This window comes from Rhizobium tropici CIAT 899, from assembly GCF_000330885.1.
Taxonomy (GTDB): domain Bacteria; phylum Pseudomonadota; class Alphaproteobacteria; order Rhizobiales; family Rhizobiaceae; genus Rhizobium; species Rhizobium tropici.
Genome location: NC_020061.1, coordinates 492218 through 504294, shown reverse-complemented (window position 1 = coordinate 504294; position 12077 = coordinate 492218). Strand labels below are relative to the sequence as shown.

The 12077-nt window shown below is 59.1% G+C and carries 10 protein-coding genes and 2 pseudogenes; 9 read left to right on the top strand and 3 right to left on the bottom strand.

From position 1 onward, the window contains the following. Positions 1 to 248: 248 nt before the first annotated feature. From glmS to RTCIAT899_RS31725, 9 genes and pseudogenes are all read left to right on the top strand, one after another. Complete coding sequence (gene glmS, locus RTCIAT899_RS21990; protein WP_004119766.1) at positions 249 to 2075, top strand: glutamine--fructose-6-phosphate transaminase (isomerizing); 1827 nt, start codon at positions 249 to 251, stop codon at positions 2073 to 2075. Positions 2076 to 2146: 71 nt separating this feature from the next. Continuing rightward, entirely contained in the window at positions 2147 to 2677 is a 531-nt protein-coding gene (msuE, locus tag RTCIAT899_RS21985) for an FMN reductase (RefSeq protein ID WP_004119752.1), read from the top strand. A gap of 424 nt (positions 2678 to 3101) precedes the next feature. Then, on the top strand, positions 3102 to 4175 hold the full coding sequence (locus RTCIAT899_RS21980; protein ID WP_004119747.1) for an efflux RND transporter periplasmic adaptor subunit: 1074 nt from the start codon (positions 3102 to 3104) through the stop codon (positions 4173 to 4175). Further along, positions 4175 to 7345, top strand: coding sequence for an efflux RND transporter permease subunit (locus tag RTCIAT899_RS21975; protein WP_004119743.1), 3171 nt, complete (start codon positions 4175 to 4177; stop codon positions 7343 to 7345). The genes RTCIAT899_RS21980 and RTCIAT899_RS21975 overlap by 1 nt, the downstream gene beginning before the upstream one ends. A gap of 166 nt (positions 7346 to 7511) precedes the next feature. Beyond that, positions 7512 to 7846, top strand: a pseudogene (locus RTCIAT899_RS21970) (type II toxin-antitoxin system RelE/ParE family toxin). A 150-nt stretch (positions 7847 to 7996) separates the two neighbouring features. Beyond that, the gene (locus RTCIAT899_RS33280; RefSeq protein WP_135488292.1) at positions 7997 to 8206 is read left to right on the top strand and encodes a hypothetical protein; all 210 of its coding nucleotides are present in this window, start codon (positions 7997 to 7999) and stop codon (positions 8204 to 8206) included. Positions 8207 to 8349: 143 nt separating this feature from the next. After that, positions 8350 to 8946, top strand: coding sequence for an aminotransferase class I/II-fold pyridoxal phosphate-dependent enzyme (locus RTCIAT899_RS34250; protein WP_092576572.1), 597 nt, complete (start codon positions 8350 to 8352; stop codon positions 8944 to 8946). Then, the gene (locus tag RTCIAT899_RS34655; RefSeq protein ID WP_376766902.1) at positions 8849 to 9457 is read left to right on the top strand and encodes an aminotransferase class I/II-fold pyridoxal phosphate-dependent enzyme; all 609 of its coding nucleotides are present in this window, start codon (positions 8849 to 8851) and stop codon (positions 9455 to 9457) included. The genes RTCIAT899_RS34250 and RTCIAT899_RS34655 overlap by 98 nt, the downstream gene beginning before the upstream one ends. 78 nt (positions 9458 to 9535) lie before the next feature. Beyond that, positions 9536 to 9919, top strand: a pseudogene (locus RTCIAT899_RS31725) (ATP-dependent DNA ligase); the annotation flags it as partial. A gap of 77 nt (positions 9920 to 9996) precedes the next feature. Here RTCIAT899_RS31725 and RTCIAT899_RS21955 read toward each other — a convergent pair. From RTCIAT899_RS21955 to RTCIAT899_RS21945, 3 genes are all read right to left on the bottom strand, one after another. After that, positions 9997 to 10320 (bottom strand): type II toxin-antitoxin system PemK/MazF family toxin, encoded by a 324-nt coding sequence (locus tag RTCIAT899_RS21955; protein WP_004119734.1) that lies wholly within the window; start codon positions 10318 to 10320, stop codon positions 9997 to 9999. Continuing rightward, positions 10317 to 10541 carry an antitoxin MazE family protein gene (locus tag RTCIAT899_RS21950; protein WP_004119731.1) on the bottom strand — a complete coding sequence of 75 codons (225 nt, stop codon included), beginning with the start codon at positions 10539 to 10541 and terminating at the stop codon, positions 10317 to 10319. The genes RTCIAT899_RS21955 and RTCIAT899_RS21950 overlap by 4 nt, the downstream gene beginning before the upstream one ends. 396 nt (positions 10542 to 10937) lie before the next feature. Beyond that, a complete protein-coding gene (locus RTCIAT899_RS21945) occupies positions 10938 to 11762 on the bottom strand; it encodes an SH3 domain-containing protein (protein WP_240535448.1) in 825 nt (274 codons plus the stop codon). Positions 11763 to 12077 lie beyond the last annotated feature (315 nt).

Genomic DNA, 12077 nt, shown 5'->3' with positions numbered 1-12077 from the left:
GTGAAAACCGATGCGGCGATAATCCATGACGTAAATGGGTGCGATCCAAAGAATCGATTTTTCCAATAAGTCGAGTGCCGTTAGAACGCGCTGAATTTGGCTTAGCGCGACAGCACGACGGTTTTGCCACGGAGTTCTGACGGAATGATAGCCGTCATGGCGATCAAGGAGTGAAGCAGCTTCGCTCACTCCAGACTGACGGACTAGGTGAGTGCGTTGTGGCCGATATGCGAAAACGCGGAGAATGTATGTGCGGGATTGTGGGTATTGTCGGCCATCATCCGGTTTCGGACCGGTTGATAGACGCATTGAAACGGCTTGAATATCGTGGCTACGATTCGGCAGGCGTCGCGACGATCGACGGTGGAGCGCTCCATCGCCGGCGCTGTGAGGGCAAGCTCCTCAACCTTGAAGCAAAGCTGAAAGAACTGCCCCTGGCGGGCACAATCGGCATTGGCCATACGCGCTGGGCAACCCATGGCGCGCCGACGGAACGCAATGCCCACCCACATTTTAGCGACGGCATCGCAGTCGTCCACAATGGGATAATCGAGAATTTCGCCGAATTGAAGGATGAGCTGACCGCGGCCGGCACCGAGTTCCAAACCGACACCGACACGGAGGTCATCGCGCATCTCGTGGCAAGACTTCGCCGGGACGGCATGGCCCGGCGCGAAGCTATGCATGCGATGCTGAAGCGCGTCCGAGGCGCTTACTCGCTGGCTCTGCTCTTCGAGGAGGACCCTTCGACCATCATGGCTGCCCGGAATGGCCCGCCGCTCGCGATCGGTCACGGAAGCGGCGAGATGTTTCTCGGATCGGACGCGATTGCGCTGGCGCCCTTCACTAACGAGATCACCTACCTGATCGACGGCGATTGGGCGGTCATCGACAAGACTGGCGTCCGTATCTTCGATATCGACGGAAAGGTCACCACCCGACCGCGGCAGATCTCGGTGGTGACGGCCCATATGATCGACAAGGGCAACTATCGCCATTTCATGGAGAAGGAGATTTACGACCAGCCGGAGGCCATCTCCGATACCCTTGGCCATTACATCAACTTCAGCGACAATCAGGTGGTCGCGGCTTGGCGCGACACCGTCTTCACCAACGTGCAAAGCTTGGCGATCTCCGCCTGCGGCACTGCGTACTTGGCCGGACTAATCGGCAAATACTGGTTCGAGCACTACGCACGTCTGCCGGTCGAAATTGATGTCGCCTCCGAATTTCGGTACCGCGAAATCCCGTTCTCGCCACAGGTGGCAGCTCTCTTCATCTCACAGTCGGGCGAGACGGCCGATACACTTGCTTGCCTACGCTATTGCAAGGAGCACGGCTTGAAGACCGGTGCAGTCGTCAACACGCCCGAATCGACGATAGCACGAGAGTCCGACACTGTGTTCCCGATCCTCGCCGGACCGGAGATCGGCGTTGCGTCTACGAAGGCCTTTACATGCCAACTCGCCGTATTGGCTGCGCTCGCGGTTGCTGCCGGCAGGGCGCGTGGCACCCTTACGGAGAAGGAGGAACAGACACTGGTCGCCCGGCTTGCCGAGATGCCGCGCGTCATTGGGCAGGTGCTCAACAGCATCCAACCCAGGATCGAACTTCTGTCGCGTGAATTGGCAAAGTGCCGCGCCGTGCTCTATCTTGGCCGCGGAACCAGCTTCCCTTTGGCCATGGAAGGCGCCCTGAAACTAAAGGAGATTTCCTATATTCACGCGCAAGGGTATGCTGCCGGCGAACTGAAACACGGTCCAATTGCTCTCATCGATGAGAACATGCCGGTTATCGTGATCGCACCACACGACCGCTTTTTCGATAAGACCGCTTCCAACATGCAGGAGGTTGCGGCCCGCGGCGGACGGATCATCTTGATCACGGATGAGAAGGGCGCTCGCGCCTTGAAGCTCGACACGATGCAAACAATCGTTCTTCCAAATGTGGACGAGATCATTGCGCCGATGATCTTCTCGCTGCCGGTCCAACTACTCGCCTATCATACGGCCGTGTTTGCGGGCACGGACGTCGATCAGCCGCGCAATCTGGCGAAATCAGTCACCGTCGAATAGGTCATCGTTTCCGTAAGGGACGAATGACAGAGTTTAGATGACTTATAACTGCTGAGCATTTGGAGATCGACATGCCGCAAACGAAGATATTTGGCTTCTCGGGGAACATAACACGACCGTCCACGACGCGCACATTCGTCGACCATATCGTCGGGCAATTGGCAATCAAAACGCGAGCGGTGGCGCAGTCCTTCGATGTCGATGACCTTGGACCTTCACTATTGGCGGCCAAACGGCTAGACGACCTCAGCGCTCAAGCACGCGGGGTCGTAGACCAAATGCTGGAGGCAGACGTCCTGGTTGTAGGCTCACCCACCTACAAGGGCAGTTACACCGGCCTATTCAAGCACTATTTCGATTTGCTCGATCCAACATCGCTGAGGGGCAAGCCTATCATCATCGCTGCGACGGGCGGAGGCGAGCGTCATTCGCTTGTCGTCGAGCATCAGTTGCGCCCTCTGTTCGGGTTCTTTGAAGCGCTTGCGATGCCGACCGCAATCTATGCCACCCGTAATGACTTCGCCCACGGGGAGGTGATTTCCGAGGCCATCCGCATGCGTGTAGGCCGGGCTGTCGAGGAAGCAGCATACGCAATAGGATGACCAGACGCAGCAAACGTCGGCGCAACAGGCTCTATTGTCCCACGCGAACCTTAAGAGGCGATTTAGCGGTATTCACCGCCTCGAAGACAACGTTGACTCTGTGTTTCCCTGGTCCAATCGGATGCCAGTGTCCTCAAAACGCTAGCCTCTCCCCGGCCGTAGGTGGTCTTGTTATAGTTGGCGAGTGCGCCCAATCCTGGCTCAATCCAGCAGCTGATTGGCGATCTCTGACGGAGTCGCCGACAAAAAACTGCTGCTTTGGACGGCGGAATAGCCCGACATCACTGGTGTCGCCAAGATGTTTTGAACAGTTGAGTTTTGTCACCTTCGAGACCGTCAGGCATTTCAACTTTGCACCACAACAGCCGACATTTTTGACGCCACGGTTGAGCGCGGACACCCGTGAACTGCGAGGAATTGCCATTTGAGAAAACCGTGTCTTCTACTCGCTGCCGTTCTTGTCTGTGCAGCACTCCAGTTTCCCTGCGCCAATAGCATGGCTGAACAGGCGGCCGCACCCGCTCTGACGGTTTCTCTGACGGCGCCGGCAATACGGGACTGGCCGGAGACCGTTCCCGCGAGCGGCTGGTTGAAGCCCTGGCAGGAAGCAATCATCGCGTCCGAAACGAGTGGCCTGCGCATCACCGACGTCCTGGCGGATGTCGGGTCCGTGGTCACGAAGGGGCAGACGCTGGCCCGGCTTTCGCAGGAGAGCGTGCTGGCGGACCTTCGCAAGCAGGAGGCGGCTGTCGTGACTGCCAAGGCAAATCTGACAAAGGCCAAGGCGAATGCGGATCGTGCACGCCAGCTCAGCACTTCGGGGGCCCTCGCCGACGAGAAAATCACTGGATATCTGGCCGACGAGCAGACGGCGACGGCAAGCCTGACATCCGAGGAAGCCGCGCTCGACAGTGAAAAGATCAAGCTTGCGCAGACGACTATCACCGCCGCCGACGATGGCCTCATAACCTCGCGTTCGGCCGATCTCGGCGCCGTCGTCTCCACCGGCACCGAGCTGTTCCGCATGGTGCGCCAGCAGCGTGTCGAATGGCAGGCCGAAGTATCGGCGCGTTATCTGCCGCGCATTTCGGAAGGCTTGAGCGTTAGGATCAACGGGCCGGAAGGTCACGTCATTGCCGGCAAGGTGCGGCTTGTCGGACCCTCGGTCAGCACCGACACCAGCCGGGCGATCGTCTATGTCGCGCTTCCCGCCGACATTCGTCCGCGGACCGGCCTCTACGTCACGGGCAGCATCGAGTTGCAGACCACACCGGCGCTCACCGTCCCCGAGACCGCAATCGTGTTCCGGGATGGCATCAGCTACGTCTTCACCGCCGGCGAGGACAAGCGGGTGCGACGGGTCCGCGTCGAAACCGGCCGCCGCAACAATGGTGAAGTCGAGATCGTCTTCGGCATCGATCGGTCGTCGAAGGTCGTGACGTCAGGCGGTGCCTTTCTGTCGGACAATGACCTCGTGAAGATTGCGGAGAAGAACTGATGAATTTCTCCGCCTTCTCGATCCGCAATCCCATACCAGCGATATTGCTGTTTGTGATGTTTGGATTTGGTGGGCTTTGGGCATTCAAACAGCTGGCGGTTCAGTACTTTCCGGATATGGACCTGCCGACCATCAGTGTCACCGCCACGCTCGACGGCGCTGCGCCGACGCAGCTCGAGACGGAGGTTGCCCGCACCATCGAGGATAGCCTCACCTCCTTGAGCCATCTCGATCATATTCTCACGACGATCACCGACGGCACCGTCTCGACCAAGGTATCCTTCAAGCTGGAGAAAGACAGCGAAACGGCCCTCAATGAGGTCCGCAATGCCGTCGATAGCGTCAAGGCCGATCTGCCGGCACAGATGGCGACGCCGATCATTACGAAGGCCACCGTCCAAAGCTCCGCACTTGTCACCTATGCCGTCCGCTCGACCGCTCTCAACGAGACCGAACTCTCCTGGTTTGTCGATAACGATCTGACCAAGGCACTGCTATCGGTCCCGGGCGTCGGCCAGGTCAACCGCATCGGCGGGATCGATCGCGAGGTCCATGTCGATCTCGATCCTTCGACGATGGCGTCGTTCGGCGTCACCGCCGCGACCGTATCAGCGCAGTTGAAGGCCGTGCAAGCCGACAAGTCTGGCGGCCTTGGCGAAGTCGGCGGCACGCGTCAGACATTGCGCACGCTCGGCGCCGTAGAGTCGGTCGAGGCCCTGAGGGAGCTCACTATACCGCTCGCTAACGGGCAGCAGGCCCGACTCGACGACATCGCCTCGGTCAAGGACAGCTTCGCGGAGCGCACCTCGATGGCCTATCTCGACGGCAAGCCGGTGATCGCCGTCGAAATCAAGCGTTCGAACGGGTTTTCCGACAGCAGCGTTTCGGCTGACGTTAACACGGCAATGAAAAATTTCGCAGCGTCGCATCCCAATGTGCAGATCCATGCAGTCTACAGCCTGATCGGGTCAATTCTCGGCAATTATGACGGCGCGATGCACATACTGTATGAGGGTGCGATCCTGGCGATCGTGGTTGTCTGGCTCTTCCTTCGGGACTGGCGCGCGACGATCCTGTCGGCTGTGGCACTGCCCTTGTCGGTCATACCGACCTTCCTGGTCATGTACCTGGCGGGCTTCAGTCTGAACGTCGTCACCTTGCTGGCGCTGTCGCTTGTGGTAGGTATTCTCGTCGACGACGCCATCGTCGAGATTGAAAACATTGCCCGCCACCTGCAGATGGGCAAGCGGCCGATCGATGCCGCGATGGAGGCGGCCAACGAGATCGGGCTGGCCGTCATCGCCACCACCTTCACGCTGGTCGCCGTCTTCCTGCCGACGGCATTCATGAGCGGCATACCGGGCCTCCTGTTCCGTCAGTTCGGCATCACCGCCGCTGTTGCCGTCGTTGCCTCGCTTGTCGTTGCGCGTCTGCTTACCCCCATGATGGCAGCCTATTTCATGAAGGCTCATCCGTCGGAGCAGAAGGATGGCCGAATCATGCGCGCCTATATGGCGCTCGCGAAGGCTGCCCTCGATCACCGGAAGACAACAGTGGCCGTGACTGCCGTCGTCGTTGCGGTTTCGCTTTCCGTTATCCCCCTCTTAAGAACGGGATACCTGCCAGCCGCTGACGACTCGCGGACGCAGATCACGCTCACCCTGCAGCCCGGCGCCACTGTCGAGCAAACCGACGCCGCAACCAGGAAGGCCGCAGATATTCTCAGTGAGATTCCCGACGTGACACATGTGTTTGCGGCTATCGGCTCGGGATCCTCGGGCGGTGGTGCGACGGTCGCCAGGAGCAGTGTCGGGTCTGCCGCGATCGTCGCCACGCTGACGCCGATTGATGAGCGCGACCGCAAGCAGTCGGAGATCGAAAACGATATCCGGCAGGCGCTCTCCGTCCTCCCCGGAGTGCGTGTGGCGGTCGGTATCGGCAACGGTACCAAGCTCGAGTTCACTCTGGCCAGCGACGATGCCAGTGCGCTCGATAGCGCAAGCACGGCGCTCGAGGAGCAGTTGCGCACGCTGCATGGCATCGGTGCGGTGACATCAACGGCCGCAAGGCAGGCGCCGGAAATTCAGATCACGCCCGACTTTGCGCGCGCCGCAGCGCTCGGGGTAACGTCGAATGCGATCGCCAGCGCCGTGCGCGTGGCGACAAATGGGGAATATTCCTCCGACCTGCCGAAGCTCAACCTGCCGCAACGCCAGATCCCGATCGTCGTCCGCTTCTCGCCGGAAACGCGCACCAGTCTGGATGATATCAAGACCATGCGGGTGGCCGGCACCAATGGCAATGTCGATCTCGGATCGATTGCCGATGTCCGCATCGGCGGCAGCCCTTCGGAGATCGACCGTATCGACCGCATGCGCAATGTCACCGTTTCCGTCGAACTCAACGGCCGCATTCTGGGCGATGTCAACCGCGAGGCGAAGGCGCTGCCGGCTCTCCAGCATCTGCCGCCAGGCGTTACGCTGGTGGAACAGGGCGAGTTGCAGCGCAGCTCCGAGCTGTTCCAGAGCTTCGCGCTTGCGATGGCGATCGGTGTGTTCTGCATCTATGCGGTGCTCGTCCTGCTGTTCCACGATTTCCTGCAGCCGCTCACGCTTCTGATGGCCCTGCCGCTCTCGCTCGGCGGCGCGCTGGTGCCGCTGGTGGTGACGGGCACCAGTTTCTCGATGCCTGCCGTCATCGGCCTTCTCATGCTGATGGGCGTTGTGACGAAGAACTCCATCCTTCTCATCGAATATGCGATCATGTCACGTCGCCGAGGCATGTCCCGGTTCGATGCGCTCGTCGATGCCTGCCACAAGCGGGCGCGGCCGATCGTCATGACCACCATAGCCATGGCCTCGGGCATGCTGCCGGCCGCGCTCAGCCTGTCGGGTGGGGATTCCAGCTTCCGGCAGCCGATGGCCATTGTGGTGATCGGAGGCGTGATGATATCAACGCTGCTCAGCCTCATCATTATCCCGGTCATCTTCACCTTCGTCGACGACCTGCAAAATTTGCTCAAATCGTTCAATCGCCGAGCGCTTCGACGCCATGCGACCTGCGGGCGAGAGACGGAGTTCAGTAATTTGCCAGGCGATCTCGGCGGCGATACAGGGAAATCCCTAGAGATGACTCCATCTCAGCATAAAGTCATCGAACCCACACCTTGATCGGGACTGGAGGCGTTTTTGGCAAACGCTTCTCGTTGTCGATCAAATCACGCGAATTCCAACCCTCGGCCTGTCATTGATATTGCCTCCTGCGGTCAAGTGCGAAGCTCGGCGCCTTCTTTGTTGCGGCAGTCGCGCGTGTGGATACTATGCGCGGCAGCAGATAATGCATTTTAATTTTAGCCTTTCAGTTGAGGCGGAAGAGGACATCATTGCGATCGCCGAACAAGGTGTAAGCATGTTCGGATCCACACAGGCGAGGCGATATCATGATGACTTGTTCGCTGTGCTTGACCTCATTGCCGCCAACCCGCGAATGGCACGTGAGCTGGAAGAGATTTCGCCACCGTTAGAATTCATCCGTTCGAGGCCCATCCTATTGTCTACAAGATCGAGGAAAACGGAGCAATTTTCGTGATCCGAATACGCCATAGACATGAAGACTGGACCGGCGATCCTGTCTTGGACTCACTGAGTAGACCAACATGCATCATTGTGTGAGAGGCGTTACGGTCGGGCTGTGACGCATGTCAGATCAGCTACATCGCCGTTATCCTGTGCTTTTTCTCCTGATTTTTTGGAGGAGATGGCCTAACCGATTTGCCGGACAGCAGTCTGGAGAGTTCGTTCTAAGATAACGTCGGGGACTGAGTGACGCAGCAGTTCGATTTGTTTGTTTCAAGTGAGACACCTTCCGCGAAGGCAGCTGCTTCATTGCCTGCCAAGCGCCAACGGTCAGCTGCTTTAAGTGAGGACGATATGGTGCAGCAACTCCAGGCGACCGGCCGATATCGCATCCTCAAAAAACTCGAACCGCGTGCCATCGCAACGGAGGCGCGGCCCGGATTCCCGTTGAAGTGAGGTGGCTCCTGATCGAGGCTCGCCCGGGCAAAGGAACCTTCGTTCGCGAGGGGCCCGCAAGTCCCGCCGAGGTTGTCGACCTATCTTGGCAATCTGTCGCGCTTGGAGCTGCGCGGGGAGACGGTGGTTTTTTGGAAACTTCATTGACGCTTCCACCAGCCGACGGCTTGATCTTGAGCATGGGCTACCTGCCGCCTGATCTACAGGCGTCTGGCCTTTTGGCACACGCGCTCCGTCGAGCCGCAGGTCGTGTCGATCTTTGGGATAGACTGCCGATCGAGGGTCTTCAGTCATTGCGGGCGTGGTTCGCGCGCGAGATCGGAAACGGCGCCGTGTTCTCACCCCACGATGTCATCATATGCAACGGCGGACAGGCGGCGATCACTGCGACGCTACGGGCACTTGTGCCGCCTGGACGTCCCATTCTTGTGGAGACGCCGACCTATACTGGCGCTATGTCGGCTGCCCGGGCGGCGGGTCTTGAAGTCATTCCCGTAGCCATTGACGAAAACGGAGTGCGACCGGAACTGCTGGAGGACGCCTTCGAACAGACGGGGGCCCGGGTCTTTTACAGCCAACCAACCTTCTCCAATCCTTCGGGCGTCGTCATGTCGAATGAGCGGCGAGCTGCTGTCCTCGACATTGCTGCAAAGGCAGGCGGGCGCCTTCATCATCGAGGACGACTGGGCGCGCGATCTCGATCTGGCAGGCAACGCACCGGCTCCGCTTGCGACGGCTGATCGCCATGGACACGTTGTTTATATTAGGTCCCTTGCCAAATCGGCTGCACCCGGTTTGAGGGTCGCAGCCGTTATCGCAAGGGGAGCTGCCCTGGCACGGCTGAAGGTGGCTCGCGCGAGTCAAGACTTTTTTGTTTCCGGTCCCTTGCAAGCGGCGGCTTTGGCCGTTGTCTCCGCGCCAAGATGGAAGCCTCATCTCAAGGCCGTCCGCGCTGCCCTAATCGAGCGGCGCGATGTCCTCGTCGGGGTGCTGCGCGAGGAAGTTGGGGATTGCGTGACGTTCCAGGTCCCGACCGGAGGCATGCACCTTTGGCTACGCTTGCCGGATCACGTCTGCGATGTCGCACTCGCTGCAGACCTGGCCCGGAACGACGTTATCGTTGGCGCTGGTCGCCCATGGTTTCCTGCGGACCCAGAAGGCTCTTTCCTGCGGCTAACTTTCGCAGGCCACCCCACCACTCTTGTTGAGGGCGCAAAGCGCCTCAGCCAGGCTATTAAACACAAACTTTAATCTTGGATAACGGAAGGAATAGGGGTTAGTCCGCTGCGCGAGAAGCGGCAGGGCCAGCCACGCTTTCCATTTGACCCAATGCCGGAACGGGTCGAGCCATGCCTTGCACTGCTCGAAGCCGCCGAAGGGTGCCGATTGGGTCTATGAGATCAAATGGGACGGATCCCGCTTGGCCGTCCATATCGAGCCGCAGCGTGTTCGCATCCTTACGCGTGGTGCCATGATTGGACACATCGCTTTCCATCGATTGCCGCGGCAGCAGGTGAGATCGGTGGGAACGCCATCCTCGATCGCGAGGCGGTTGTTCTTGATGAGGTAAGACGGTCAGACTTCCGTGCCCTTCAGCAGGCGCTGGGCGGTCGCGGCGGTAAACGGAGTTCGGGGGAGGCGATTTTCTACGCCTTCGATCTTCTGTACTTCGATGGCCACGATCTCCGCCAGATGGAGCTATCCGAGCGCCGGTAGGCACTTTCCGGCGTGGTACACGGGGACGCGGATGCAGTTATGCCGGGCTACCAGCACCCCGGATGGGTTCATCTTTAAGCAACACCTAAAAAAACGGCGAGCGATCTTGTGACCGCCAGGAGCGCATCATCTTCCAGGCGACCGATCGTTGTGCCAATTCTATCCCGTTTCACGGACATGGCTTTGTCCACCATCACTTGCGAGGCTTTTCGCAATCCGCTTTGCACTGTCGGCTGAATGGTTGGTCGAATGAGCGGCGCGTCGACCAGTGTGCTGGAGATCAGCAGGACAGTGATCGTTCCAGTTGCATCAAACTGATCGGCCTGGATGATTAGTGCTGGACGCGGCTTGCCGAAATCACCGCTGATTGCGACGGTCACAATGTCACCGCGCCTCACGCTTCACCCTCGTCGTCCAGGTCATCGAGAGCGGCGTCAAGGAAGTCTTGCAGACTGGGATCGGCGGCATCGGCAAGGGCTACCTGAACGGACTGACGATGGCATTCGGCGGCAAAACCAGGGCGACGAGTATCGGGAACCCATATTTGCACAGGACGCAGCCCAGCGGCGCGCAACGTCTCACGGCGCTTTTGAACTCGTTCGTTGACCGAGCTTGCCATGATCAAACTCCAATGTGATTGTTACATGTAACATAATGGGCGAGCCCCGCCATGTCAATGAGTCGCAGCAGAGCGTGAAGGTACTCACTCTGGCGGGGACAAGTTGCGGTATATTCAGGCGTCGGTTGGGAGGGGCGGGCTGATCGAGTTCCGGCGCTTGCCTGGGGCCTTTGCCGAAGAACCGACCATTCATCGTCCACAACGACTGGTCGTCAAAATGTGTCGACGAAGTGGATTGGTGACCCGACATTTTCAAAAACAAAAGAGGCAATTACCTCAGAGCGATACGGCACTGTCGCGTACGCTTCAGGATACAGTAAATGCGAACCATCCTGTGCCCATATTTGCGCCGCCCAATGTTTGGCAGATGCGAACGAATGCCAACACAACGCCCGGTCAGTTGGCAACGAGTTTGAGCCAATTCGCGTTGACCCAGCCCTTGTTCTTATAGGGCAGGGGGTGCGTTTTCGTTGAATGGCATCTCACATTGGGGGTCTCGCTCCCGTAGACGACACCGGCCCACTGTCCGCGCTGCTGGAAGGCGATGACCATATCGCCATTGTGAAGTTCGCCAAGCTGGCGGTACTGGCTGCCAGGCCCGGACCTTATTGCGAGAAAGCCGTCCCCGTTGGCTTTTAGTCCGGCAACCATGTTGCTCGAGCAGTTTGCCACCTGACCGTCTCCGCCCTCTTCCAGAATTTGGACGTCCAGGTCACCGCCCGCGGCCGTCGCTTTTTCCGTGGCAGGCTGATCGCTTTTTCCTTGCTCCGGTTTGAAATCCCTGCCGTTCCAGTACAGGGTCGAATAGCAGGTGTCGGACCCGGCGCGGCCGCAGCTACTTCCATGCAGGGCAAGCTTGATCGCCGGTCGCCCTGCGATCTCGACAAAGCCTATGCCCTGCACATAGTCGTCAAAGATGGATTTGTAACTTTTGTTGGGTTTGGCCACGAAAATCTGCGTCTCGCATCCAGCCGAACCGCAAAAGGATGAAGGCATGCCGACACATTTCAAATGAGCGTAATCAAGAATGTAATCCGGAACCTGATCGCCGTTGATGTCCTTGATGCTGACGAAGCCCTTTTCAAGCTTGGCAGGCCCTCCGCAGTCTTTCTTGGACTCGTCGATCGCCGCCTGAACGGGCTGGGGGAGCGACTGCGCCGATGCGGCGCCCGAGCATGCGAGAGCGGCCGCCGCGCTTACCACCAGAATTGCCTTGCGCATTTTTCCCTCCGGAGCAGCCGAATTGCGACGCCTCGCCTGGACATTGGTGTCCGAGACGGCGCGTGTATTGCAAGGAAACATACATGAAAGGGCGAGCGTCTTGTATCGCCTGAACGGGCGATGACCGCGCATATAGCCCAGCACTGCGCCGTCACATTGCGGAATGGACCGCGGACAGTGATCGCAGTGGCCGTAGAGTGACGAACTGCTCGAAGCTCGGCGCCACGCCAAATCCGGCGTCTACAGGCCATAAGGCTAAGCCGCTGCGGGCTGGCTCGCTGCAATTCGTGCAGATTGGCTAATGGGCTCGCGGTC

Excerpts from the sequence above, each read along its gene's own strand:
- glmS (WP_004119766.1), top strand. The coding sequence starts at position 249 with ATGTGCGGGATTGTGGGTATTGTCGGCCATCATCCGGTTTCGGACCGG.
- msuE (WP_004119752.1), top strand. The coding sequence starts at position 2,147 with ATGCCGCAAACGAAGATATTTGGCTTCTCGGGGAACATAACACGACCG.
- RTCIAT899_RS21975 (WP_004119743.1), top strand. The coding sequence starts at position 4,175 with ATGAATTTCTCCGCCTTCTCGATCCGCAATCCCATACCAGCGATATTG.
- RTCIAT899_RS21950 (WP_004119731.1), bottom strand. The coding sequence starts at position 10,541 with ATGGCAAGCTCGGTCAACGAACGAGTTCAAAAGCGCCGTGAGACGTTG.
- RTCIAT899_RS21945 (WP_240535448.1), bottom strand. The coding sequence starts at position 11,762 with ATGCGCAAGGCAATTCTGGTGGTAAGCGCGGCGGCCGCTCTCGCATGC.